The following is a 24,540-nucleotide window of genomic DNA, read 5'->3' as shown; positions in this document are numbered from 1 at the left end:
AAGGAGGTCGGCATGACGGTTCGCGGCGAGAAGTTGGCGCAGTCATTTCTGATCATCCCGGCCATCGGCATCGTGGGTGGCGGACTCCTCGGCGCGATCACCGCGGCGATCGAGCCTACTCACGACCGGTACCCGGAGTCGGCCGAACAGAGCCTGCGCGTCATCGCGACCGTTGGACCCGCCATGCTCACCTTCCTCGGTGTCGTGTTCTCCATAACGCTGGTGGCCTTGCAGATGGCGTCCGGGAACCTGTCGCCCCGGATCGTGCGGTTGTTCGTTCGAAGCCACGTCACGAAAGCCACATTGGCGATCTTTCTCGCCACCTTCGTCTATACCGTCGAGGTTCAATACCTCGAACACCGGCCGAGCTGGCTGGCCGGACTCATCACCATGACGCTCGCCACCGTCAGCATGGTCATGTTCGTCGTCTATATCAACGAGGTCATCGGTCTGATGCGGCTGACCCGCCTGCTCGATCGCATCACCCACGAGACCCTCGCCGCCATGACAACCCTGAAATCATCACCTCCGCAATCGGCTGCGCCGCCGATCACCCTGGCGTACGACAGCATTCGATACATCGGATCGCCCGGAGTGCTGCGGCGAATCGACACGCGACGTCTGACCGCGTTGGCGGCGCACGCGCGGACCACCGTTCACCTTGACGTAGGGCTCGGCGACTTCCTCGCCGCCGGAACCGCGGTGTGCCGGACCGGCGACGGCATCGATCCTCGAAAAGTGCTGCGCTGCCTCGCGATCGGCCCGGAACGAAGCATGCGCACGGATGTGGCCTTCGGCCTGCGGCAACTGGTGGACATCGCGATCCGCGCACTGTCGCCCGCCATCAACGATCCCACGACCGCGGTGCAGGTCCTCGACCGGATCGAGGCCATACTGGCCGCCGCCGCACCGCGGCCCCTGGGGGAGATCACGCATCGAGACAAGTCCGGCGCCGTGCGAGTCGTCGAACCCAGTCCCGACTGGGACGCGCTGGTCGAACTCGCCTTCGCCGAGATCCTGATCAACGGCCGCAACCAACCGCAGGTCGTCCGCCGCATGATCGCCGCGGTCGACGACCTCATCGCTGTCGTAGCACCGCAACGCACCGCCATGCTGACCGCGTACCAGCACAGCATCGCCGAGGTGGTACCCCACCAAGCCGACCTGCGGCGGTTCTACCTACAGCCGGACCGGCAGGGAATCGGCTGGCACCACACGCGGTGATACGGATCCGTGGATGACGCTCGGGTCGTTGGCGTTTCGTCAAAAAGTGGTGGTCGGTCCATGATCCGGACTAACGTAAGGCTCGTGAAGAACACGCTCGAGGTCTCGGGCATCGAGCCTGCCGAAGGAACGGCAGCATGCAGTGGATCTTCGTGACGTCCCGTGCGGACCTGGACGTTTGCCGGTGCTCGGACACGGTTGGAGAATGTGGCGTGATCCGGTCCAGTTCATGGTGGATCTGGCCAGTGTCGGGAAGATAGCACGTGTTGATATCGGCAATCGCGTTGTCTATGTCATTACCGATTTCGAACTACTCCACAGGGTGTTGGTGGAGAACTCCGACGCCTACGAGCGGGGGCTCCTCTTCGAACGCATCCGCCTCATATTCGAGGAATCGCTGATTGTCGCGGATGGTCAGCAGCACAGGGATATTCGTCGGCTGCTGCAACCGGCTTTCCATCGAACAGAGTTGGACAATTACACGCCGATCGTCAAGCGTCATGCGGATGCGTTGGCGAGGTCGTGGCGGCCGGGCCAGATTATCGAGACCCGTTCCGAGATGGTGGAGTTGGCGATCACCGATCTGCTCGGGTCCATGTTCTCGCACGAACCCGACAGCGGGGAGTTGCGGCTCATCTCGAGTCTGATCGAGGACATAGGCGGGGGCGCCATCGTGGGCAGTGTGCTGCCGAAGCGACTGGCGACCCTGCCATTGCCGGTGAACCGCAGATTCCTGTCGGCCGGAACGAAACTGCGGGACTACTGCCTGGAGCTGCTGGTCGCGCGCCGGGTCAGCGGTGAACGCCGGAACGACCTGATCGACCTCCTGCTGGATGCGGCAGGCGATGAAGACCGTAGTGACAAGTTCCTGGCAGAGCAGGCCGTGACGATTATCTTCGGCGGGATCGACGCCTTGACCGCCACGCTGACCTGGGCCCTGTACGAGTTGTCCCAGCGCCCGGAGGTGGCTTCGAAACTGCGGCACGAGATCATGGGCGCGGAAGGACTCGACCCCCGCAGCCTCGACCAACTCGACTACCTGAACTGTTTCCTGAACGAGGTCACGCGCTTCCATTCGCCGCTACTGCAGACCAGACGCAATGTCACCACGGTCGAACTCGATGGATTCACATTTCCCGCTGGGACCGATATCGGCTACAGCATTGCCACGATTCACCGCAACCCGCGTATTTTCCCCGAGCCGAACACCTTCGACCCCGATCGGTGGTCGCCGTCGAGCACCGGGTCGAAATTGCGGAGCTTCGTTCCGTTCAGCATGGGCAGTCAGATGTGTATCGGTAGAAATTTCGCATGGGTAGCACTGCAAACGACTCTCTACAGTCTGCTGTCGAAGTGGGAGTTCCAGCCGGTCGCAACCAGGAAGCTCCCGCGGGCCATGGGCCCGATCCCTGGAATGAGAAGGCTTCCGCTCGAGGTTCATCCGGTCGGCTCAGTTTCTGCCTGATTTGGTGAGCGTCGTCCTGCGATGTCTGGACATCCGGCGAATGAGGATGGGCAGCACCGCGGTGGCGATGAAGAGGATGGCGGCGACGAGGATGAAGTAGAGCAGCGATCCGTTGCGGCCGAAGCGCGGGAGGAAGGCGACTTGCTGGCCTGTTGCGGCGACGGCATTGAGGAACGGGGCGTAGGCCTGCAGGGTGAATCCGTGCGGGAGCAGACTCATGGCGCTCTCGCCTACATATACCCAGAACAGGAGGACGGCGACGGCGGCGGACGGAGCGCGAATCAGTGACCCGACCGCGATCCCCACTCCGCATGCCGCGAACGCGTAGACCGGGACGGTCCAGAGGAACCGGATACCGGCGGAGTCGGTAATGTTCACGGCCCCATAGAGTTCGGGGAACTGGCGGGGCAACGTGACCATGACGACGATGAGCAGCACAACCGTCGATATCGCCGCGATGGCGCCGTAGTAGATCCACCGGGCCAATGCGACCGTCCAGGACCGGGGCAACAGGAAGGTATTGAGATCGCTTGTCCGACCGCGCCGTTGGGTGCCGTGGGCGTAGGCGGCGGTGACCATCATGACCGATACTGAAAAGGTCATCACCCAGTACACGGAGTTGGTGGTGGAGACCGGAGCCACGAAACGCTGTCCGGGGAGGGTGGCGAGTCGTTCTGCGACGGCGGCGATTACGAAGGTGACGACCAGCGGCAGGACGAAAGTGAGCGGAACGGCGACGGTCCACACGAAACTGCGTCCGGTGGTGCGGGTCCATTCGGCGGCGACGCCGCGGCGGATGAGGGTGGCCGGGCCGGGACGGTTCATGGGGCCGCGCCGGACGCGAGTTGGGTAGGCAGCCCGGCGATTCGCACGTAGGCGTCCTCGAGGCTGGCCTCGCCGGGACCCAGCGTGTTCATGAGGTGGGCGAAAGGCTGGTCGGCCAGAATGCGCCGGTTTCCGATGATGACAATGTGGTCGGCATTGCGTTCGACCTCATCGAGCAGGTGCGTGGCGACCAGGACACAGGTCCCGGCATCGGCGAGGTCGCGCAGCAATTCGCGGATCCAGCGGATACCCGCGATGTCGAGGCCGTTGAGCGGTTCGTCGAGCAGCAATGTCCGTGGCTCGCAGAGCAATGCGGCGGCGATGCCGACGCGTTGGAGCATGCCGACGTGCGGTATGGCGTGGGTCGAAAGCTCGGTAGTCCAGGTGCATTCCGAGGGTTGCCGGTGTGGTGTGATGGGCTCGGACCAGGGTGTCGTCGACCCGAACGGTCCCGACGGCAGGCGCGATGAGGCCGCAGATACAGCGCAGCAGCGTGGTCTTGCCGGTGCCGTTGAGACCGATCAGGTAGGTGAGCGCCCCGTCTGCCACGGTCAGTTCGGGGACTTCGAGGACGGTTACGCCTGGGTAGCTCAGAGTAAGGTCACGAATATCGATCACGGTGCTCGGAACCGGTCAGAAGTCACAGGACATCGACAGACCAATCGCCCGGATGCCCTCGCACACAGAGCTGTTGGAGAGCTTCCACACGCCATCGATACGCTTCCAGACCACACGCGCGGTCAGGTCCGGTCGTCCCGCCGTCTTGCTGCGCAGCATTGCGGTGTGCACGTCGCCGTCGTGAGTTTCGGGACCGGTGATCTCGCTCGACCCCAACGGAGCTCGGAACATGCCGCTGTTGTAGAGGGTGTCGGCAACCGCCGCCGCCCCCATACCGCCTTCCATATTGGCCGCCTTGGCCTCGGTGGAGACGCCGGGTGTCTCGATCAGGAATACGACTTGGTCGTCTAGATCCTCCAGTGTGGGAACGTCTTTGGTAATGAGGAAATTAGCGGGAAGGGCGAAGGAGGCAGGGGCATTGACAACCGAGGCGCCGGTCGAGACCACAGCGACCGTCATGACCGACGACACGACACCAGCGACAATATTGAAGGACTTCATCTCTTCATCCTCTGATCGACTGGGACAGCGCCTGATGCACGCTCGAAATGTGCAGGCGGCCAACAATAAATTGGCGCATTCGAGAATACGCCTGCTCATATCGGCTTTCTCAGGGTTTGCGGCCGATGGCACCGAGCATGACCATCCGAGTGTCCGGCAAGTCGGAGCGGAGCCACTGCTGTACCGGCACCACACCGGGCTCCAACAACTCGAAGCCGGCTAGGAGGGCCTCCGTCTGTGCTGTGGTCCGAAAAGCGACCTGGGCCGGAGTGCCCTCGGTGGCGGTGAGCACCCGGAGTATCTCCGGATCGGAATCGAGGGAGCCATGGCTGATGGCCAGGTAACTACCCGATGCCATGTGATCGCGGAAGGTGGCGACGATCTCGGCGGGGTGTTCGTGGTCCAGCACGTAGTGCAGTACACCGGAGAACGTGAGAGCCACCGGCTCGGTGAAGTCGATCAGGCCGCCGTCGGTCAGCTGATCGAGGATCTCGTGAGGACGACGAATATCGCCGAGCAGCGCTGTGACACCGGGCGGTCCGGCCAACAGCGCATTGGCATGGGCGACTACGACCGGGTCGTAATCCACATACACCACCTGCGCCGACGGATCGATCTTTTGCGCCACCTCGTGCACGGACGGCGAGACCGGGATACCCGAGCCGAGATCGAGGAACTGACGGATACCGGCATCAGCGGCCATCTCGACCGCTTTGAGCAAGAAACCGCGGGTGAACCAGACCAAGCTCTTGAGTTCGGGGACGCGATTGAGCATTCGACCGGCCATCTCTCGGTCGGTCTCGTAATTGTCCTTTCCGCCCAACAGGTAGTCGTACACCCGGGCAGAACTCAGCTCACCCGGGTCGTGCGGGTGCGGTATCCGTCCAGGTTCTGAGGCAGGCCCCTCTGCTCCTTCGACCACACGTGTAACCGTAGCCGACGGCCACCCCGGGTATATGCCACTCCGGAGATCTGCCGTCGCCCGGATGTGGTGGAAGCATGCGTTGCCCGAACGAGGCGCCGCTCCGCCCGACCGCGTTCTCCCGATCGAGCCATCAGCGAAACATGCTCCGACACAACACAATCAAACACGCCGCGGGCTCAGATCCGTTTCAGCCAAGGCGACCGCGTGCGCTACCGCGGACCGCGCCCGGTCGACGGTCGCATAGCGGCCCAGACCGCAGGGAGCCGCGACGTCCAACCGGCCGCCGTAGGCCGATTCCGCCGCCGCCAGCGCCTGTCGTGCCTGCGCAAGCGGTTGCGTCGGATGCGCGAGCCCGGCGATAAGACGCGTGGTGACAGGCAATTCGAGGCGCGCCAGCGGCGCGTAGTACCGCGGCCGAACCGGCGCCTGCTTGCCGTCGCCGATGGGCAGGTGGACGAAATCGAGATGCCTTCCCGCAGGCCAGAATCGCGCGATCGCGTTGGCCAGCGCTACAACCGCGGCCGTCGACCGCGGCGCCACGACCGGCTTGTCGTCGAGGCTCCCGTAGCACAGGTGCACACCGAAACGGGAATCGTGGGGGGCCCGTGCGACGAGGCGTGCGATCGCTCGACCCGCCGCGGTGGCCGGGCCCTGCCGCAGCACCGGGGGTGTCCCTGCGCAGAGGAGCGTCTCGGCTGCCAGTTCGAGTTGGAATACGACGTTGTCCTGCAACGCCTCATGGATACGGACGATCTCCCTGACAGTGGCGTCGACAATCGGGCGGTAATAGGGGAAGCCCCGACGCCACCTGAGCATGCGCGCCTCGAAGGCGATGAAACCTACGACAAAGGGTGTCGGTATTCCTACCTGTAAGCGCAGTCCGGGATCGGTTCGGCGCAGGTCGGCCAACGCGTCCCCGGCACGCCGGGCCTCCTCCGCATAACCGAGCGCCGCGTCGAGATCGGCTTCAGCTAGCGATCGGCCCGCCCGCAGCCGAAAGGTGTCGCGGGAACGCAGCGTCGACCAATCACCGCTGCGCACCGGCGCCAGCGCCGGGATCCCGCCGAGCCGGTCGATAATGGGTCTGACATACCACTGGGCGCGGTATGGATCCGCTTCACAGCCCGGCACCATGCCATCCAGGAATTCACCGGCCGTTTCGACCGCGAACCCCATTGCCTTCTCTGGACTGTCCAACTGTGCGGGCAGGCTGCCCACGAAGTGAACCTTGCGCTCGGACTGCACAGCGCCAGTCTCGCATATCGGCTGCCGCCGAGACGTGGGCTTCCGGTCACTTGGCGAACTGGAGAACGACCGTCGCGGCGGCGGGGACGAGGTAGAGGACCGGAAAGACAGCCGATCCCGCGTGACCGGCCCGGATGGACGTGGCCGAGGCGAGGAGGAAGTAGGCGATGAGGCAGACCGCGGCCGCGACGCCGATCGGGGGGATGACGAAGCCGACGACCAGCCCGAGGGCTCCGGCGGACTTCGCCAACGCCAGCCAGTTCCACCAGGATTCGGGGACGTTGTACTGCTGGAGCGGTTCGACGACGAACTGCTTCTTGGTGAACAGGGAGAAACCGGAGAAGCCGATCCACAGGGCCGCGACGACTCCGACGATGTGGTACGCGATGTTCATGAGAGACCATTCCTTTGCTGGTCGAGGCAGGCGCCTCGATGTCCGTTTCGAGCAAGGAAAGCGTCACATCGCGGGACGGTGCGCAGTAGTGCGCCGCGTCATGACCTCGACATGCATTCGAAAGTGACGAACCGTGCAAAACGCACGGCTCGTCGGTGCACAGTGCGTGTGGGTCAGAGCCAGCCTGCTTGCTGAGCGATACGCACGGCGTCGACTCGGGTGCGTGCCTGCAGTTTGGCCGCCGCGGCAGCGAGATAGTTGCGGACCGTGCCGTAGGACAGATGCAGTTGCGCGGCGATCTGTTTCGGGTCGGCTCCGCTGGCGAGGCAGCGCAGGACGTCGACCTCGCGGTCGGTCAACGGGTTGGCCGGGCCGCGCAGTGCCGTGAATGCCAGTCCGGGATCGAGGACGCTGCCACCCGCCGCGACGGTACGGACGGCGTGCAAGAGATCTCGGCGTGAGCTGTCCTTGAGTACGAATCCGGAGACGCCGATATCGATGGCGCGCTTGACATGACCGGGACTCGCCAGCGAGGTCAGCATCAGCACCCGGCAGTGCGGATGGTCGCGGCGAATCTCGGCGGCGGCGGTGAGTCCGTCCTTACCCGGGAGATCGATATCGAGGATGGCGAGATCGATGTCCTCCGTGGCCACCGTCGCCACGATGGATCCACCCTCCTCCAGCACCGCGGCCACCACGAGGTCGTCCTCCAACTCCAGTGATGCCACCAGGGTTTCGCGCAGCAGACGCATATCCTCGGCGATCAGTATTCTGATCATCTGATCCCTCTCCTCACTGCGGCCCACCTCAGCGGTGTTCAAGTTGCTAAGAACCGGCCGAACGGTATGCAATCATCGCGTGTCGTTGCTCTCCCGGTCGATCGGGTACCTGTTCTTGGTCCCGTGCATCCTCCCGGTCGTATTCGGCGGGAACGGCATTGCTACCGCCTGCTGCGCCGTCGCGCAGGCCGTCCTGCTGGTCATGGCGCATCGGTGGCCGGGCCCGACCCGGCCCGTCCTGGTCGCGCAAGTCGTGGCGACCTATCTGCCGATCGCCTTCTTCCATACCGCCGCAGTCGATCTCGACGGCCTGCTGGCCGCCACCGTCGCATTGGGGCCCGGACGGCGCTCACGGTGGCTCGCCTTCGGCGCCGTGGTCGTGGCGGCCGGTCCCCTCGACCACGGATTGCATGCGAGCGCCACCGCATACCTGCACGCCGCTATCGGGACAGCGGCCGTCGGCCTGGTGCTCAGCAGCCTGCTGAGATTGCCGGACCTGGTCGATCAACTGGACTCGACACAGGAGGAACTGACACGGGTCATACGCGCCGAGGAGCGATTCCGGGTCGCGCGGGAGCTCCGCGCCGGGCTCGGCGAACAACTCCTCGTGGTGATGGACCGCCTGCGTCTGGTGCGACGCGAAATGGCGGAATCGCCGGACCGCGCATGTCGCACGGCCGATGATGTGGCCGACCGTACGCGCACGATCGTCGCCATGATGCGCCGCACCACGGCGACCCAGCGTGATTTCGACAGGCCCGCCACGGACCGGGCGCCGGTGGCGCGGTTGGCTCCTCGGCTGACACTGGCCGCACTGGTGGCGAGCCTGCTGGCGATCAGCGCCAATCAGGTCATGGAGGTCCCGCAGTATCAGGTGTTGAACGCGGCGGGTGGGCTCGCCTTCTCCGCACTGCTACTGGCACAGGTTCTCCGGGCGCGGTTCGCGGTGCCACTGCTGCGGGTTCAGCTGGCTCTCACCGTGATTTCGCTGCTGTGGCTCGGTCCGTCCTGGTGTTCGTGGCTGAGCCTGCTCGCCGTGGCCGCGCTGCTGCGCCAGCGCGCACCCTGGGTGGTCGCGGCGATCGGCTTCTTCGCGCTGCGTGCGGTCTTCACCGAACCGACCGGCGCGCTGGCCGATCGAACCAGCTGGGTGCTGCTCGCCCTGCAGACGATCCTGGTCCTCTTCGGTCTTTCACGATTCCACCAGCTGTCGACGCAACTGAATCGGTCACGAGCCGAACTGGCCACTCGGACAGCGCATCTCGAACGCCTGCGGCTGGCTCGCGACATCCACGATCTGCTCGGACTGACGCTGTCCGTACTGGCGCTGAAATGTGATCTCATCAGCGAACTGATCTCCCGAGATCCGCGCCGGGCGGCATCCGAGATCGACCAGGCCCTGCGCATCGCGGCCGACGCCCAGTTCGAGGCGCTCGCCCTCACCGACGACCGGGCCGCCCTGTCGCTGCGGAACGAATTCGATTCGGCCCGAACGATACTCGCCGCCGCCATTGCGACCGTCAGCATCGACTGCGACGACGACCTGCCGGAGCGGGCCGACACCGTGCTGGCTCTGGTCGTGCGGGAGGCGGTGACCAATGTGCTGCGCCACAGCACCGCGACGCGCGTCGAGATCCACTGTCGAAGCCGAAATCAGAACGTGCAGATGAACATTCACAACGACGGCGTGGGCGCGACGGCGGCCGCGGACGGGTCGGGACAGGGCTTGCGGAACATGCGCGCCCGCGTACTCGATGCGGGCGGGTCGTTCACGACGTCGACCGGCGAGGGCGAGTTCCGCCTCGAGGCCGCGGCGCCTTGCTGACCAGTGCATTCTGCACGGTTGCACGCTGCCGGATGCATGCGCGATCGGTGCCCGGCACACTACTCCCCGGCCTCTTGCGATGTCAGGCTCGTACTCGTCCACACGACAAGACCCGAAGGAGCGAGGACGCCGGTATGGCCGTGGTCAGAATGCACAGATTTCGAGTCGCCCGTGCCGATCTCGACAATCTCCTGGCGCAACGCAGAACCCTCATCGACGGAATGCGCCTGGCCAATCCGGGCTTGACCGAAACCCGGCTCACCAGGCTCGAGGACGGCACCTACCTCGACACCTGGCGCTGGGACCGCGCCGAGAACATGCTGTGCGCCATCGCTGCCGCACAGGGCATCCCGCTGGTGGACGCCACCGGGGCATTGATGCTGGAGACATCCACGCTCACCGGCGAAATCATCGACGAAACCCGGTGCACGTGACCTACGTCACGCGATGTCACGAGGATCGGCCGCTTGGTGTCTCCAGGCCGAACATCGGAAAAGGAGCACCTCATGAACATCGCACTGTGGATCGTCACCGGACTGCTGGCTGCTGTCGCGCTGGTCAGCGGCAATATCAAGGCCTTCACGCCGCAGGCGAAGCTGGCGCAGGCGCCGGGAGCGCTGTGGACCGAGAAGGTGAGCGGCGGGGTGGTCAAAACCCTCGGCGGGGTGGAGGTTCTGGCGGCGGCCGGGTTGATTCTGCCCGCGGTACTGGGGATCGCCCCCGCGCTGGTGCCGGTGACCGCGGTGTGCTGGGCGTTGCTGATGGTCGGCGCGATCGCGGTGCACATCCGCGACGGCGAGTACAAGGTGATCACGGCGAATGTGGTTTACCTGAGTATGGCGGGCTTCGTGGTGTGGGGGCGGTTCGTGCTCGAACCGTTCGGGGCCTGATCCGGTAGCCTTGCCGGGCATTTGCGACCAGGTTTGAGGAGTAGGGCTCGGGTATGGGCGGCACGACCGGAAACGCGGCGACCGAGGCTTTCGTCGCTTATCGCAATCTGCTGTTCACCGTTGCCTACGAGATGCTCGGCTCGGCGGCCGACGCCGAAGACGTGCTGCAGGAAACCTGGCTGCGGTGGGTGGAGGTCGACCTGGACACGGTGCAGGACAATCGTGCCTATCTGGTCCGGATCACCACCCGCCAGGCGCTCAACCGGCTGCGAACGCTGAAGCGCCGCAAGGAATCCTATGTCGGCCCCTGGCTGCCGGAACCGCTGCTCACCGCACCGGACGTGGCCGAGGACGTCGAACTCGCGGAAAGCATGTCGATGGCGCTGATGCTCGTCCTCGAGACACTGTCACCCACCGAACGCGCCGTCTTCGTCCTGCGCGAGGTCTTCGACGTCAGCTACGAGGAAATCGCCGCCGCAGTGGACAAAACGCCCGCGACCGTCCGGCAGATCGCCCACCGGGCGCGCGGACATGTCGAATCCCGCCGCCCCCGCTCGGTGGTCTCCCCGAGCCAAGCGCGAGCGGCCCTCGAATCGTTCCAGCAAGCCCTGGAAACCGGTGACCCGCAGGGTCTTCTCAATGTGCTGGCCCCCGATGTCGTCCTGCTCACCGACGGCGGCGGCATCAAGACGGCGGCCACGCGCCCGATCATCGGCATCGAGCGCGTACTGCGCAACCTCCTCATCGGCTTCGGCAAGATCGGCGCGACCCTCAGCACGGAACCGACCGTGGTCAATGGCCACCCGGCCCTGGTCCTGCGCTGGGACAACGAAATCGGCCTCATGTCCTTCCGCATGGACAACGACCGCATCACCGGCCTCTACTTCGTCCGCAACCCGGAGAAGCTGACCCACCTCGATGAGGTGACGGCGCTCAGCGTGCGGTGACCTGCGATAACCATAAGCCTGGTTACAGCGCCGAGCCGAGGTGCCCGCCCAGCCAGGTGTCGATGTCGTCGAGTGCGGCTCGCGCCATGGGGGTCGGATGGCCCGTGAAGCCGTGCGGCGCACCGGGGTAGACGCGGAGGTCAACGGGCGAGCCGGAGGCCGACAGGCGGGCGGCCATGGCGAGGTTGTCCTGCAGCAGGATGTCGGCCTCACCGACGACCATGAGGATCGGCGGAAGACCGCCGAGGTCGGCGTAGGCCGGGGACAGGTCGGGGTGCGTGCGGTCGGGCGCGGTACCGGCGTAGGCCGCGAGGAAGTACTCGTCGGCGATCAGACGTCCGGCCGGTGTCCGCGCGCTCAGGTCGTACGTGCCGAATTGCAGTACGGCACAGTCGAATGCGGAAACGTCTCGATCGCGTAGCCGCAGCAGCGTCGTCATCGCCAGCGTCGATCCGGCCGAGAAACCGCCGACGGCCAGCCGCGTCGTTCCGAAGCGCTGCCCGGCGTGCTCGGCGAGCCAGAGCGCGGCGGTTTCGCAATCGTCCGGGGCGGCTGGCCAGGGATGTTCGGGCGCGAGCCGATAGTCCACGCTCACGACCGCGATGCCGAGCGCATCGGCGAGCCTGCGGTTGGCGACATCGCTCGCCGCGGCCGACCCCATATAGAAGCCGCCCCCGTGCATTTCCAGCAATACGCCGTCGGCCGCCCTGCCCACGGGCGTGTGGATCCGTACCGGGACGCTGCGGCCATCGACCGTGACGAGCTCTTCGACCGCCGGTGGGCTCGCCGGGGCGGGCGCGGCGGCCTCGGCCCGGAAGGTGCGAAGTTCAGCGAAACCGTTGGGACCTCTTCCAGCCGAACGGTTTTCGTAGAAGGTCCGCGACTCGTCGACGAACTGGCGGAGATGCGGGTCGATCAGATTCGTTAGCCCGAGTTGCACGAAATCCACCCTACGCTCGGACCACCGCGCAGCAGCCAGTCGGTGGCGACGCCGAGCGACAGCCGGGCTGATCCCGCTCGGCGTCGCCCTCGGCGCCGCGCCCTAGTTCTGCGGCGCGGGCTGCGGCTGGGGGTCGGCCCACTTGGAGGTGCCCGGCGCGGCCTGCCAGGTGTTCATCAGGTCGATACCCGCGGCGACCAGGGTGGGGCCGCCCGCGAGCAGGCCGCCGAGGATTCCGCCCGCGGGGACACCGGCGACACCGCCGGGGATGCAGCCGATCACGATGCTGGCGACGCAGCCGACGACGAAACCGATAATGCTGCCGACCAGGCCGCCGACCTGCGCGGCGACCGACAGCTTGCCGCTGAACTCGTTCAACGCCTTCTGGTCCTCGGCGGGGGAGGCGATCGGTTTCACCGCGACCGGCTGATCGGGGATCTGCACCCCTTCCGGCTTCACCGGCGTGATCTCGAGAACGGTGTCGTCGTTCTTCATGACCGCCGTGACCGGAACCGGTACGTCCCCGATCCGGTAGTCCAGCGGCATCGACACCACCGTCGCACCTCTCTCGTCCATGATGTTGGCCACCTGGGTCTTCGGGGCGTCGGGCGTCGCCCCGTCCTGCTCGGTCAGCGTGAACTTCGCGCCGCGCAGCGCGGCGACCACGGTCTTGTCGACCACCTTGAGCGAGTACTTGATCCCCGGTTCGGCCGGGGCGGCGGGCTCGGCATGCGCCGTCCCCAGCCCGGCGGTCAACGCGCCGACGACCAGCGCGGCCGCCGCCGTGGTACTGCGGAATTTCATTCGATGTCCCAATCCGTCGTAGGGTTGCCCGCACCACCGCCGCTGCCACACGAGACATACTGTCCCCCAACGGAATTACATCACTGTCAATGCAATGGCGGTGCTGGCGAAGGCAATCCCGATCAGCGTAGGACGGGTCGCGGCCCGGCGTGACCGGCAATGATTCCCGCTGGAGCGCCCGATGATCGTTTAGTGATGCGGCGACGGATTGCCCGGCCGTCGCGCACACTGAGGTGGTGCCGACCGTGTACAAGAGCTCCCATGGCAAGGCCGCTGTGCAGCGGTGGTGCTCGGAGATCTTGGCGCACGCGGACTTTCCGGTCACCACCGCCATCGTGGACACCAGGGCCGGGCGAGTTCACCTCGCCTCGGCGGGAACCGGGGAGCCCCGGGTCGTGCTGGTGCCCGGAACCGGATTCAACTCCGCCGCCGCCCTACCGTGGCTGCGAGCCTTGTCGGCGCGCTGGCCGACCACGGTGGTGGATCTGCCCGGCTAACCGGGGCTGAGCGCGCCGTATCGGCCGCACCGATCCCGGACAGCCTGGTACGGACGGGTAGTGGACGAGGTGCTGGAGTCACTGGGAGCGACCGGGATTGTGCTGGTGGGCAATTCGCTGGGCGGCGCGGTGGCGCCGGCCGCCGGGTCGGACCGGATATCGGCGCGTGTACTGGTGTCGCCCGCGGGCTTCATCCGGCTCCGGGTGGATCCCGAAGCGGCGCTGGCTTCGGCTGTGTGGCTGCTCCGGCCCAGGCAGGAGCACACTCGCCGGATGTTGCGGCTGTTCGTCGGGCCCGGCCGGGAACCGCCTGCGGCCGAGGTCGAATGGATGACCCTCCTCGCCACCCATTGCCGCACGACCTTGGCGCCGCCACCCTTGCCGGGCGCGCTGTTGTCCCGGCGCGCCGATCGGGAATGCCTGGTCACCGTGGGGAATTCGATCGCTTCCTGCCGCCCCGGTCGATGGCGCCCGCGGTGCGACGGACCGTGGGCGCCGAGCTACGGGTCATCCCCGGCATGGGCCATCTGACCACCGAGAACAACCTGCCCGATGTCGTGGAGCTCGTGGCCCGCGCAGCCGGGTGACCCACATCACGCTCGAGGCTGTCAGGGATGCGGCGGCTGTCTCGTTCAGGTAGCACGCGAACCAGACAGGAGCGAATCATGAAGCACCGCATCGTCGTCCTCGGAGCCGGATACGCCGGGGCCTACTCCGCCGGATATCTGGCCCGCCAGCTGCATGCCGACGACTTCGAGATCACCGTTGTCAATGCCGAAGCCGATTTCGTCGAGCGGCTGCGGCTGCACCAGCTGGCCGCGGGGCACGAGCTCCCGCACCGGCCGCTGGCGGAGGTGTTCGCGGGCACCGATATTCGACTGCGGCTGGCCCGGGTGACCGGCGTCGACGCCGACCGCCGGACGGTCACCATCGCCGATGACGAGGGCGTCGACCGGCTCGAGTACGACACCCTGCTCTACGCGCTGGGCAGCACCGTCGCCGATCAAGGCGTTCCGGGCGTCGCCGAGCACGCCTTCCATGGGGCGGCGCGGCCGTCCGCGCTGCGCCTGCGCGCCCGCTTGGACGAGCTGGGCGAGAACGGGCGGGTGCTGGTGGTCGGCGGCAATCTGACCGCCATCGAGGCCGCCACCGAGATCGCCGAGGCCCGGCCGGGCCTGCGGGTCAGCCTCGCCACCCGGGGTGAGCTGGGCGGCTGGCTGGGACCGAAGGCGCGCCGTCACCTGCAGCGCGCCATCGAACGGTTCGGTATCACGGTCCACGAGCACACCGAGATCGAACGCGTCGGGGAGGCGGGCGCTTTCGCCGCCGACGGCGCCTTCTTCGCCTCGGACGCGACCGTGTGGACGGCGGGATTCGCCGTGCACCCGATCGCCGCCGCCAGCGGCCTCGCCGTGGAACCCAATGGCCAGATCACCGTCGACCGGCAGTTGCGGTCGATCTCGCACCCCGATGTCTACGTGGCCGGTGACAGCGTCTTCGTCATCGGCGAGAACGACCTGCCCTGCCGATGTCCTGCGCCTCAGCGGGTTTCACCAGCGCACAGGCGACATCCGCCATGGTGGGGGATCTGACCGGGCGGAAGATCAAGGCGACCGCGCTGACGTATTTCGGCAACCACATCAGCCTCGGCCGCAAGGACGGGATCTTCCAGCTGGTCGACGATGCGGCGCACTCCAAGTCCGGCGCCCTGTGCGGCCGCTCGGCGGCGCGGGTCAAGGCGGCGATCGTGGCGACCAGCGCCTGGGCGATCAGTCGGCCGACATTCGGGAAGCTGGATCACAAGTACCGCTTGGCCGCCCGTGATGTCTCGCCCGAGGTGGTTCCCGCATAGGGTCTGGCTCATGAGCATTGCCACCGTGGAGCATTTCGAGGCCAGCCGGAATCGGCTGGCCTCGCTTGCGTATCGCCTACTGGGCTCGGCCGCCGACGCCGAGGACACGGTGCAGGACGCCTACCTGCAGTGGCAGGCCGCCGACCGGCACTACGTCGAGGTGCCCGAGGCGTGGCTGACCAAGGTCGTCACCAATCTGGCGATCGACCGGCTGCGCTCGGCGAAGGTACGCCGCGAGCGCGCGATCGGCGCCTGGATGCCCGAACCGCTCTTGGACAGCGACCCCATGCTCGGCCCGGCCGATACTGCCGAGCAGCGCGAATCGGTCACCCTCGCAGTACTCATGCTCATGGAGCGGCTGGCACCGGTCGAACGGGCCGTTTACGTACTGCGCGAAGCCTTCTCGTACAGCCATGCCGAAACAGCCGAGATCCTCGGCATCACCGAGTCCGCGAGCCAGCAGCACGCGCACCGGGCCAAGCGCCGAATCACCGCTGCGGGCAAGGGAACCGAGACCGACCAGGCCGCCGCGCGCCGCATTGTCGAGGCATTCGTCGCCGCCGCCTCCTCCGGCCGCACCGAACGCCTGATCGCGCTGCTGACCGATGACGCGACCGGCGCCTCCGACGGCGCGCTGGGGCTGGCCGAGACGCTCATCCGCTACTCGACGCCGCAGCGGATCGCCGACGCCGTGCGCTCCGGCTTCACACCGACACCGGCCAAACGCAAGCTCGCGGGCGGCTCACCCGCCATTCACGCCGCCGCGGTCAATGGCTGCCCCGCCATGCTGTTCATCGTCGACGACCGCATCGTGGGCATCACCGTCCTGGAGATCCGCGATGACAAGATCGCGAGCATGCACGGCATCGCCGCCCCGCGTCGGCTCGATCGCCTCACCGCAGCCTGGCTGCGGCGCGACCACGATGTCCCGCTGCTCGAATCGTGGTAGCCAGCCGGTCGCGGGACGCGCCGGTCGCGGGACGCGCTCATTGCAGGTCCCGGATCACGGCCGCGAGCCGACGAATCGGCTCGGTTTCGGCTGCGGTGCGCCAGACCAGGGCGTAGGGCAGCGGCGGCATATCGGGGACCGGAATCCAGCGCAGATGTGGGACCGCCCAATAGCGGATGACATGGGCGGGGAAGGCGTGCACGATATCGCCGGTGCCGACCATTTCGATCAATTCATCGCTGTTGGTGGCGATCTGGTCGCGCAGGATGGGGCGACCGGCGGGCGTGTGGAAGGGGAGGTACGCGCCCTCCCAGTAGTCCGGCATGCGCGGGGCCGTAACGTGACGGAAGTCGGCGAGCATCTCCACCGAGACCGATTCCAGCCCCGCCAGTTCGTGATCCTCGCTGACGGCCAGAATACGGTCGTCGGTGAACAGGACCGGACCGACGGTGAGATCGGGTTCCGCCACCGGCAACCAGACGACCAGGGCGTCGAACTCGCCACTGCGGAGTGTGCCGAAGGGATCGACGTACGGGCAACGGCGAATACGCAATTCGCAATCGGGTTGCCGGAGGCGGAACTCGTCCCAGTAGCGGCGCAGCTCGGTGGTGTTGAAGGGCATGAGGCCCAGCCGCAGCAAGGCCGACTTGCCGCGAGCCGCCAGCTTGGCGCGCTGCATACTGGCCGCGAGCCCCGCGTACACGGGTCGCAGATCCCGCCGCAACTGCTCACCGAGCGGAGTGAGCCGCACACTGCGATTGGTGCGCTCGAACAGCAGCGCCCCGATCTGCCGCTCCTGCTTCTTGATCGCCTGGGTTATGCGTGCGGGAGTGACGTTCAACCGTTCGGCCGTCCGCCCGAAGTGCAGCTCCTCCGCCAGCGTCAGAAAGATCTCGATATCGCGTAACTCCACGAAGTCCCTGTCTCGTCAACTCCGCGGTTGATGCGGCATTGCCTTTTTCGTCGTTGTTCAGCCGAAGCAGGCCGCCCATTCTAGGACGGGCATCGAACACCGCGGTGACCAGTGGACATTTCCCGGACAAGGAGCCGATACCTGAGGAGACCGAGCGTCCCGCTACGGCGCGAACGCCCGCGAAGGCCCCCTTGCCGACCGATTCGGACGGCTGAGGGCCGACGAGGGGCACGCCCGTTCAGGATCGAGTGCCGGGCAGGTCGTAGCGCACGCCGGTCAGTCGCTCCGAGATCGCCCACAGTCGTTGCGCGAGTTCGGGTTTCATTGCCGTCGAGGCCGGTCGCACGATAGCGGGGTAGCCTTTGGACTCGCCGCGGCCGTCGGGGCCGATGAACTGCCCGCCCTCCGCATCGGGTGCGGTGGCGGCGTAGAGCTGGTTGAGCGCACCCATCTCGGCGTCCTGGGCGACGAACCGGTTGGTGATCTTCAGGATCAGGTTCATCATCCCCGTCGGTCCCGCCGACTGCAGGTTGGTGGCCGAATAGCCGGGGTGGGCCAGCAGGCTGGTCACCGGGGTGGCGGCGGCCCGCGTCCGCCGGTCGAGTTCGAGCGCGAAGAGCACATTGGCGAACTTCGACTGCGCGTAGAAGACCCGCGGGTTGTAGGAGCGCTCGCCGTGCAGGTCGTCGAAGCGAATGGTCCCATTCTTGTGCAGGGTGGAGGTCACCGTCACCACGCGGGCGGCAGGGGCGGCGCGCAGCTGTTCCAGCAGCAGCCCGGTGAGTGCGAAATGGCCGAGATGGTTTGTGCCGAATTGGGATTCGAAGCCGTCGGCGGTGAGTCTGCGGGGCGGCATCATGATTCCGGCATTGTTGACCAGAACATCCACCGGGGTATCGATACCGGCGGCGAAGGCGCGCACCGACGCGAGGTCGGCCAGGTCGAGTGCGCGCAGTTCCACCGCAGCCCCGGGATGGTCGTGGCGGATCCGATCGAGCGCATCGCGTCCTCTGCCCGGATCGCGGGCGGTCAGGATGACGCGCGCGCCGCGGCGGGCCAGTTCACGGGCGGTGATGTGTCCGAGACCGCTGTTGGCGCCGGTCACGATGACGGTGCGGCCGGTCTGGTCGGGGATATCGGCGGCCGTCCAGTGACGACGCACGGGGGTGGTGAGAGTGGTCATTGCGAGCTCCCTGAAATGTCTTGGCGGGCAAGGTCATCGACCGCGTCGGCGAGTAGACGGTGCAGGTGGGCGCGGGCGAGGGGGACTTTCCCTATGGCGTGCAGGGCGATCAGGCCGTGGGCGGTGGACCATAGGCGCAGGATGCGGTCGTCGTTGGGGTCGTTCAGACCCAGGCGGTCGGCGATCACCGCGCCCACGGCATCGCCTTCGGCGACGGTGGCTCCGGCCGGGACCTGGACTCCGCCCAGGCCGTACATGACTTGATAGAGGTCCGGGTGGTCGAGGGCGAAGTCCAGATACGCCGCCACCGCGTCGTGCGCCGACGGGCCCGCCGCGCGCATGGCGGCGGCCAGGCGCGCGAAGCCGTCGCGCACGACGGCGAGCAGGATGTCGTCCCGGCCGGTGAAATAGCGGTAGGCGTAGTTGGCCGAGTAACCGACCCGTTCTGCCAGCTTGCGCATGCTCACCGCATCCCAGCCCTCGCGGCGGGCGAGGTCGCGGGCGGCGTCCATGATCGCCGCCCTGGCCTGCTCCCGTTCCCGCTCGCGGCGCTGCCGCGCCCGCGAGGGGGTTGGCTCATCGGATTGCGCCGTCACGCGGGCGCACTGCCCGGCATCGGGGGCAGCAGCCCCAACTGCGTGAAGAACTCGATGCCATTGAGCTCGTCCCAGTGCTCCACGGCCATTCCGTCCTCCACCCGCCAGATATCCAGCGAACGCATCTCCACCTCCCGGCCCGTGGGGGCCTCGCCCAGCAGCGATCCGACATGGGTGCCCCGATAAGTGAACCGGCCCACGACCCGATCACCGGAAACCACAACATCTTCCAGCGTCACCCGCGTGTCGGGGAAGGCCGCGAACCAGCGGCCCCAGAATTCGCGGTTGGCCTCACGACCGTCCTCGACGTACGGGTTGCGGTTGATGTAGTTCTCCGCCACGAATCCGTCCACCGCGTTGGGGTCGTGACCGTTCATCAGGGCGGCGAAAGCGTGGGCGACGGTGTGGTGCGACATGATGCGCCTCCGATCGATTTGGTTACACCGTACACGGTGTGTACATCGTAACAAACTAGAGCGTCGCTAAGAATGTTCCGCCCGCGTCGGGTGATCCCGGACACAGCGGCCGTCGCTCCACGAAGTCCCCGTCTCGTTAACTCCGGAGTTAATGCCGCATTCCCGTTTTCGTCGTTGTTCGGCCGGATCGGTTCGCGCACTGTAGGATCCGGATCGCGGGGCCAGGGTGGCCGGTGGATGCGATCCCGGTGAGGAGTTTCGAATGGTGTCCGCTGTCGGTGATCCGGCACTCGAATCCGGATCCGACCGGGTGTCGCTGCGCCGCTGGTTCGGGGTCGCGGCCGTGGCGTTGGGGACGTTCTCGGTGGTGACGTCCGAGCAGTTGCCGGTCGGGCTGCTGACCTCGGTGAGCGGTGCGCTCGGCGTCTCCGAGGGGACGGCCGGGCTCATGGTGACCGTACCCGGATTGGTGGCCTCGGCGACCGCGCCGCTGCTGCCCGTGGCGATCGGCCGCGTGGATCGCCGCATCGTGCTGCTCGGGCTCATCACCCTGATGGTCGGCGCGAACCTGCTCTCGGCCTTCGCGCCGAATTTCGCGCTGCTGCTGGCTTCTCGCTTTCTGATCGGCATTGCCATCGGCGGATTCTGGGCGCTGGCCGCGAGTATCGCGGTGCGCATGGTGCCCGAGCGGTTCGTGCCGCGCGCCACGGCCATTGCCTTCGGCGGCGCCACCGCGGCGAATGTGCTGGGCATTCCGGCGGGCACGCTGATCGGCGAATTGACCGACTGGCGAATCGCTTTCGGTGTCCTCGTCGGGCTGGGGCTGGTGGTCGTCGTCGCGCTGCTCCTGCTGTTGCCGCAGCTGCCCGCCACCGAGCCGGTGCACCTGCGCACCCTCGCCGAACAGTTCCGCAATCCGGTGGTGCGCGCCGCGGTGCTCGTGACATTCCTGCTGGTGAGCGGCCATTTCGCGGCCTTCACCTTCATCAGCCCGATCCTGCAGACCATGGCCGGGGTCGACAAGACCATGGTCGGACCGGCGCTGCTGGCCTTCGGCATCGCGGGTATCGCCGGTAATTTCCTCACCGGTGCGGCGGCCGGACGCGATATTCACATGACGCTCATTACGATCAGCGCGGTGCTCGCGGCGATCCTGGTGCTCGTCGCCCTCGTCGGCGGCACCCCGGGCACCGGTCTGACGCTGCTCGTCGTGTGGGGCTTGACCTTCGGCGGTATCCCGGTCGGCGTACAGACCTGGATCCTGCGTGCCGCACCGGAATCCGCGGAGGCCGCCTCCGCGTTGAATGCCGCCATGTTCAATCTGGCCATTGCCCTCGGCGCGCTGTTCGGCGGCCTCATCTCCGACAATCTCGCCCTCACGGCGGTGCTGTGGTTCGGGGCCGCGCTCAGCGGGCTGGCCTGCCTGGCGGTGTGGACCACGCGAAATACGCTGGGCGCGCAGTGAATACCCGACTGCTCGAGTCGTTTCTGGCGGTCGCCGAGGAGCGGAACATCACCCGCGCCGCGGCGCGGCTGCACATCACCCAGCAGACGCTGTCCGCGCAGATCCGGCATTTGGAGCGGGATCTGAGTGCGGTGCTGCTGGTGCGGGATTCGCGCGGGGTGCAGCTCACCGCCGCCGGGCTGGTCCTCGCCGAGGGCGCCCGGCGGGTGGTGACCGATCTGCGGGTGCTGGCCGAGCAGGTGCGGGCCGCCGCCGACGCGGCATCCGACACCCTGCGGATCGTGGGCTGTCCGCGCACGACGGCGCCGCTCATGATTCGGATCGCCGATGCCGTGGAAGCGGCCACCCCGGGTGTGCGCGTGGAGCTGATCAGCGTGCGCACGGTGCGGGAGGGTGTGCGAATCCTGGATTCCGGGCGCGGGGACGCCGGTCTGATGTGGGCTCCGGTCGCCGAAACCGGCCTGCACCACAACGTTATCGGTGCGGACCCCTGGGTGGCAGCGGTCGCGACGGGGCATCGCCTCGCCGCCCGCGCCACGGTGGCGCTGGCGGATCTGGCCGCCGACCCCGTCGTCCTGCCCGCGATCTTCGTTTCCGATGCGGCCGAAAGGGATTGGATCGCCGAACTCCGCCCCGCCGGAACCGCCGAACCCACGGTCCGGGACAGCGAGGACGGCCCGATTCTGGCGGCCCGCCGTCAGGCGATCTGGCTCGCGCCCCGGTCGATGGGCCGGGGCTACGCCAATGACGGCGTCCACCTGCTCCCGGTCTCCGATGCCAAGCCCATCGACGTGGTCACGGTCTGGACCGATCAGGCTCCACAACGCCCGATGGCCGCGCTGCGCGAGGCCGTGCACGCCGCCGTGCACTGACCGGCCGTCACAAATTCCATTTGTACCCGCCACCGGAAACACTTGTTTCCCAAGTCTTTCCGGCCGTCACAGAATCGCTGGGCACCTGTTCGCCCACTCCGAGGATGCCTCTGTGTCGATCCGCAGCACCGCCGAGGTCATGGACCTGTTCAACCGCGCCTTCGTGGACCGCGCCCCCGCCCTCCTCGACGATCTCGTCGACGAGGACTGCGTCATGGAATCGGTCCAGCCCGCGCCCCGGGGCGAGCGCGTCATCGGCCGCGCGGCCTGCCTGGCGTTCCGGCAGCCCCTGGTAGAGGACCTCAGCACCCAGTTCACCCCGCAGGAGGTCATTGTCGCGGGCGACCGCGCCACCATCCGCTGGTACTACCGTTTCGGCCCGGGCCCGGCCGAATGGGTCGAGGGCGTCAACCTCATGCGCGTCCGCGCGGGCAAGATCGTCGAAGCCCTACGCCTCACCCTCGGCGAGCCGTTCCCCCCGCATCGACCGACCGGCTCGCCGCGAGGCGGGCACGGAGGAACTCGGTGATCCGCGCGCGGGCAACCGCGGCCTGCGGTACCACGCCGGGTGTGGCCAGGAATGCGTGCGTCGCGCCTCGATGCTCGGAAAGTACTGCTGGCGTTCCGGATTCACGTAACCGCTCGGCGTAGCGGCGGCCGTGGTCCGCCACCGGGTCGACGGTCGGCACCACGACGAGGGCGGGGGCGAGATCGCTCAGGGTGGCGGCATGCAGGGGTGAGAGCGGGCGCGGATCCGTGCCCGGCGGGACGGCGAGCCGCTGGAACAAGCGCAGTTTCGGGATGGAAAGCATGGCGCTGTCGGCGTAATGGGTCATCGACGGGTAGTCGAACATGGCTTCGGTCAGATCGGTGACGGGATTGACCAGGACCTGCGCCCGCAATTCGAGACCGCTCGACCCGGCCCGGATGGCGGCCAGTGCGGACACCAGTGCGCCGGTGCTCTCCCCCGCGACCGCCACCCGCGCCGGGTCGATTCCCCATTCGGTCGCGTGCTCCACCACATTTCGCAGGACGTCCCAGCAGTCGTCAGCGACCGCCCGCAGCGATATCCCCGGCGCGAGGAGACGGTGCTCGACAGAGACGACGACCGCGGGCAGGCGCGCAGCGAAATGACTGTTCGCCCAATCGGATTGCGGCGCCGTGCCCGCGAATCCGCCACCGTGCACGTGCACCACGAGCGGCAGCGCCGCACCGCCGTCCCGCCGCGGCCGATACACCCGGACGCGGAGCGTGCGATCGGCCAGCGTCACCTCCTGCCAGCCGATCGTGGCGCCGCGATCGGGGAATCCGGTGATCACGCGGAGGAGACGGGAACTCGCCTTGCGATTGGCGGTACTGCTGTAGGCGGCCAGATCCTCGGGTGACATCGATCCCCAGTCCGGATCCCGTTGCAGGGGAGCCAGTAGCCGGATGCCCCGCGGCGGCCGGTCGATGCCGCTTGTGTCGTTCATGACGTCCAGCATCAGGGGCGCACCGACCGATGTATTGGAGAAATGTTCCCGCCGGGCACAGTGCCCCGCCGTCACATCCGGGGTGCGTACGCCGGATCGGCCCACGCCACGGGATCGACCGCGAGCCACGGCGCGGCGGCGAGGCCCGCGGGCGTCAGCCCGGCGAACGCCATGACCTCCCGGCACAGATGCGACTGATCGACGAACCCGCCCTCCGCCGACACCAGCGCGGCCCCGTGTCCCGCGGCGAGCCGATGCGCCGCATGATCGAAACGAACCAGCTGCGCAGCACGTTTCGGCGTCAGCCCGATCTGCCCCCGGAATAGTGACCACAGCCGTTTCCGGCTCCACCCGACCTCGGCCGCCAACCGCTCGACCCGAATCCGCCCCCGGCTCACCACGATTCGCCCCCACGCGAAGGCGATCTCCGGATCGACCGCCCGCCCCGCCTCGTACCGCCGCCCGAGCATCTCGGTCACGATCGCGAACCGCGCGGCCCACGACCCGCCCGCATGCAGCCGCTCCCGAATCCGCGCGCCATCACGCCCCCAGAACTCGTCGAGCGCCACCACCGTCCCGCTCGACTCCCCCGGCGCACCCAGCACCGCGTGCGCGACCACCGGCGACAGCCGCACCTGAAGCAGATCGGCATACCGCCCGTACCCGCGCACGTCCTCGGGCGCGAGACCGACGACAGCGCTACCGCGCTGCCGTTCCCCTCCGGCCTCGTCGACCAGCGCCACATCCCCGAAATCGATGAACACCGTCAGAGCCGGAAACGGCACCATCCGAATATCGAAGACCCCGTCGGCCCGGCCGGAGAACCCGGCCATATCGAACCCCGCCACGCGCCCGGCCCGCGCCGGGACCGCGATATCCAGCACGGCCCCGGCGAGGCGAACCGGCTCGACGGACATACCGCCTTGCTACGAAGTCCGGCCTG

The 24,540-nt window shown here is 67.3% G+C and carries 29 protein-coding genes and 1 pseudogene; 14 read left to right on the top strand and 16 right to left on the bottom strand.

The window, feature by feature from the left end; translation table 11 throughout:
- Positions 1–12 precede the first annotated feature (12 nt).
- Both NC4_RS07525 and NC4_RS07520 read left to right on the top strand, forming a co-directional pair.
- Positions 13–1,224 (top strand): DUF2254 domain-containing protein, encoded by a 1,212-nt coding sequence (locus NC4_RS07525; protein ID WP_157554361.1) that lies wholly within the window; start codon positions 13–15, stop codon positions 1,222–1,224.
- A 142-nt stretch (positions 1,225–1,366) separates the two neighbouring features.
- Entirely contained in the window at positions 1,367–2,689 is a 1,323-nt protein-coding gene (locus NC4_RS07520) for a cytochrome P450 (protein WP_157554359.1), read from the top strand.
- Here the strand turns inward: NC4_RS07520 and NC4_RS07515 are convergent.
- The 8 genes and pseudogenes from NC4_RS07515 to NC4_RS07485 form a co-directional block, all read right to left on the bottom strand.
- The gene (locus NC4_RS07515; protein WP_067534273.1) at positions 2,675–3,514 is read right to left on the bottom strand and encodes a hypothetical protein; all 840 of its coding nucleotides are present in this window, start codon (positions 3,512–3,514) and stop codon (positions 2,675–2,677) included. The genes NC4_RS07520 and NC4_RS07515 overlap by 15 nt on opposite strands.
- The gene (locus tag NC4_RS42255) at positions 3,511–3,855 is read right to left on the bottom strand and encodes an ATP-binding cassette domain-containing protein (RefSeq protein WP_245721624.1); all 345 of its coding nucleotides are present in this window, start codon (positions 3,853–3,855) and stop codon (positions 3,511–3,513) included. The genes NC4_RS07515 and NC4_RS42255 overlap by 4 nt, the downstream gene beginning before the upstream one ends.
- Positions 3,856–3,880: 25 nt before the next feature.
- A pseudogene (locus NC4_RS42250) lies at positions 3,881–4,063 on the bottom strand (ATP-binding cassette domain-containing protein); the annotation flags it as partial.
- Positions 4,064–4,147: 84 nt separating this feature from the next.
- Positions 4,148–4,633, bottom strand: a complete 486-nt coding sequence (locus tag NC4_RS07505) for an MTB12 C-terminal domain-containing protein (RefSeq protein WP_067534270.1) — start codon at positions 4,631–4,633, stop codon at positions 4,148–4,150.
- A 109-nt stretch (positions 4,634–4,742) separates the two neighbouring features.
- A complete protein-coding gene (locus NC4_RS07500) occupies positions 4,743–5,555 on the bottom strand; it encodes an SAM-dependent methyltransferase (protein WP_084528660.1) in 813 nt (270 codons plus the stop codon).
- 162 nt (positions 5,556–5,717) lie between these two features.
- Positions 5,718–6,776: a hypothetical protein gene (locus NC4_RS07495; protein WP_169814744.1), complete on the bottom strand. Its 1,059-nt coding sequence runs from the start codon at positions 6,774–6,776 to the stop codon at positions 5,718–5,720.
- A 73-nt stretch (positions 6,777–6,849) separates the two neighbouring features.
- Positions 6,850–7,197 (bottom strand): DoxX family protein, encoded by a 348-nt coding sequence (locus NC4_RS07490; protein WP_067534266.1) that lies wholly within the window; start codon positions 7,195–7,197, stop codon positions 6,850–6,852.
- A 173-nt stretch (positions 7,198–7,370) separates the two neighbouring features.
- Entirely contained in the window at positions 7,371–7,976 is a 606-nt protein-coding gene (locus NC4_RS07485; RefSeq protein ID WP_067534263.1) for a response regulator transcription factor, read from the bottom strand.
- Positions 7,977–8,055: 79 nt separating this feature from the next.
- On the opposite strand from NC4_RS07485, the gene NC4_RS07480 reads away from it, so the two are divergent.
- The 4 genes from NC4_RS07480 to NC4_RS07465 all read left to right on the top strand — a co-directional run bounded on the left by NC4_RS07480 (position 8,056) and on the right by NC4_RS07465 (position 11,638).
- Positions 8,056–9,801 carry a sensor histidine kinase gene (locus NC4_RS07480; protein WP_067534260.1) on the top strand — a complete coding sequence of 582 codons (1,746 nt, stop codon included), beginning with the start codon at positions 8,056–8,058 and terminating at the stop codon, positions 9,799–9,801.
- A gap of 134 nt (positions 9,802–9,935) precedes the next feature.
- Complete coding sequence (locus NC4_RS07475; RefSeq protein ID WP_067534257.1) at positions 9,936–10,235, top strand: hypothetical protein; 300 nt, start codon at positions 9,936–9,938, stop codon at positions 10,233–10,235.
- Between the two features lie 72 nt (positions 10,236–10,307).
- On the top strand, positions 10,308–10,691 hold the full coding sequence (locus NC4_RS07470; protein WP_067534254.1) for a DoxX family protein: 384 nt from the start codon (positions 10,308–10,310) through the stop codon (positions 10,689–10,691).
- A gap of 53 nt (positions 10,692–10,744) precedes the next feature.
- The gene (locus tag NC4_RS07465; RefSeq protein ID WP_067534252.1) at positions 10,745–11,638 is read left to right on the top strand and encodes an RNA polymerase sigma-70 factor; all 894 of its coding nucleotides are present in this window, start codon (positions 10,745–10,747) and stop codon (positions 11,636–11,638) included.
- Between the two features lie 22 nt (positions 11,639–11,660).
- Here NC4_RS07465 and NC4_RS07460 read toward each other — a convergent pair whose 3' ends face one another.
- Both NC4_RS07460 and NC4_RS07455 read right to left on the bottom strand, forming a co-directional pair.
- Positions 11,661–12,578, bottom strand: coding sequence for an alpha/beta hydrolase (locus NC4_RS07460; protein ID WP_067535897.1), 918 nt, complete (start codon positions 12,576–12,578; stop codon positions 11,661–11,663).
- Positions 12,579–12,680: 102 nt separating this feature from the next.
- Positions 12,681–13,382 (bottom strand): DUF8020 domain-containing protein, encoded by a 702-nt coding sequence (locus NC4_RS07455; RefSeq protein ID WP_067534249.1) that lies wholly within the window; start codon positions 13,380–13,382, stop codon positions 12,681–12,683.
- A 236-nt stretch (positions 13,383–13,618) separates the two neighbouring features.
- Here NC4_RS07455 and NC4_RS07450 point away from each other — a divergent pair, with 236 nt between their 5' ends.
- From NC4_RS07450 to NC4_RS07435, 5 genes are all read left to right on the top strand, one after another.
- Entirely contained in the window at positions 13,619–13,879 is a 261-nt protein-coding gene (locus NC4_RS07450; RefSeq protein ID WP_157554356.1) for an alpha/beta fold hydrolase, read from the top strand.
- 6 nt (positions 13,880–13,885) lie between these two features.
- Positions 13,886–14,410 (top strand): alpha/beta hydrolase, encoded by a 525-nt coding sequence (locus tag NC4_RS07445; RefSeq protein ID WP_084528659.1) that lies wholly within the window; start codon positions 13,886–13,888, stop codon positions 14,408–14,410.
- 134 nt (positions 14,411–14,544) lie between these two features.
- Entirely contained in the window at positions 14,545–15,471 is a 927-nt protein-coding gene (locus NC4_RS07440; RefSeq protein ID WP_245721548.1) for an NAD(P)/FAD-dependent oxidoreductase, read from the top strand.
- Complete coding sequence (locus NC4_RS42245) at positions 15,456–15,731, top strand: hypothetical protein (RefSeq protein WP_245721547.1); 276 nt, start codon at positions 15,456–15,458, stop codon at positions 15,729–15,731. Before NC4_RS07440 ends, NC4_RS42245 begins: the two co-directional genes overlap by 16 nt.
- A 10-nt stretch (positions 15,732–15,741) precedes the next feature.
- Positions 15,742–16,680, top strand: a complete 939-nt coding sequence (locus tag NC4_RS07435; RefSeq protein ID WP_067534243.1) for a sigma-70 family RNA polymerase sigma factor — start codon at positions 15,742–15,744, stop codon at positions 16,678–16,680.
- A gap of 37 nt (positions 16,681–16,717) precedes the next feature.
- On the opposite strand, the gene NC4_RS07430 is transcribed toward NC4_RS07435, so the two are convergent.
- The 4 genes from NC4_RS07430 to NC4_RS07415 form a co-directional block, all read right to left on the bottom strand.
- Complete coding sequence (locus tag NC4_RS07430; protein WP_067534241.1) at positions 16,718–17,593, bottom strand: LysR family transcriptional regulator; 876 nt, start codon at positions 17,591–17,593, stop codon at positions 16,718–16,720.
- 238 nt (positions 17,594–17,831) lie between these two features.
- Positions 17,832–18,776, bottom strand: coding sequence for an oxidoreductase (locus tag NC4_RS07425; RefSeq protein ID WP_067534239.1), 945 nt, complete (start codon positions 18,774–18,776; stop codon positions 17,832–17,834).
- Positions 18,773–19,372: a TetR/AcrR family transcriptional regulator gene (locus tag NC4_RS07420; protein WP_067534236.1), complete on the bottom strand. Its 600-nt coding sequence runs from the start codon at positions 19,370–19,372 to the stop codon at positions 18,773–18,775. Before NC4_RS07420 ends, NC4_RS07425 begins: the two co-directional genes overlap by 4 nt.
- Positions 19,369–19,788, bottom strand: coding sequence for an ester cyclase (locus NC4_RS07415; RefSeq protein ID WP_067534233.1), 420 nt, complete (start codon positions 19,786–19,788; stop codon positions 19,369–19,371). Before NC4_RS07415 ends, NC4_RS07420 begins: the two co-directional genes overlap by 4 nt.
- Before the next feature lie 262 nt (positions 19,789–20,050).
- On the opposite strand from NC4_RS07415, the gene NC4_RS07410 reads away from it, so the two are divergent.
- The 3 genes from NC4_RS07410 (at position 20,051) to NC4_RS07400 (ending at position 22,654) form a co-directional block, all read left to right on the top strand.
- The gene (locus NC4_RS07410; RefSeq protein ID WP_157554354.1) at positions 20,051–21,253 is read left to right on the top strand and encodes an MFS transporter; all 1,203 of its coding nucleotides are present in this window, start codon (positions 20,051–20,053) and stop codon (positions 21,251–21,253) included.
- Positions 21,250–22,125 (top strand): LysR family transcriptional regulator, encoded by an 876-nt coding sequence (locus NC4_RS07405; protein ID WP_067534227.1) that lies wholly within the window; start codon positions 21,250–21,252, stop codon positions 22,123–22,125. The genes NC4_RS07410 and NC4_RS07405 overlap by 4 nt, the downstream gene beginning before the upstream one ends.
- Positions 22,126–22,237: 112 nt before the next feature.
- Positions 22,238–22,654 (top strand): nuclear transport factor 2 family protein, encoded by a 417-nt coding sequence (locus NC4_RS07400; RefSeq protein ID WP_067534224.1) that lies wholly within the window; start codon positions 22,238–22,240, stop codon positions 22,652–22,654.
- Here the strand turns inward: NC4_RS07400 and NC4_RS07395 are convergent.
- Together NC4_RS07395 and NC4_RS07390 are read right to left on the bottom strand one after the other, a co-directional pair.
- On the bottom strand, positions 22,581–23,597 hold the full coding sequence (locus tag NC4_RS07395; RefSeq protein WP_084528837.1) for an alpha/beta hydrolase: 1,017 nt from the start codon (positions 23,595–23,597) through the stop codon (positions 22,581–22,583). The two genes, NC4_RS07400 and NC4_RS07395, sit on opposite strands and share 74 nt — an antisense overlap.
- A 71-nt stretch (positions 23,598–23,668) precedes the next feature.
- Entirely contained in the window at positions 23,669–24,514 is an 846-nt protein-coding gene (locus NC4_RS07390; RefSeq protein ID WP_067534221.1) for an AraC family transcriptional regulator, read from the bottom strand.
- Positions 24,515–24,540: the final 26 nt, after the last annotated feature.

It is taken from the genome of Nocardia crassostreae, from assembly GCF_001613405.1.
GTDB classification, from domain to species: domain Bacteria; phylum Actinomycetota; class Actinomycetes; order Mycobacteriales; family Mycobacteriaceae; genus Nocardia; species Nocardia crassostreae.
Note: the sequence above shows the minus strand (reverse complement) of the source record. Positions and strands in the feature narration are given on the sequence as shown.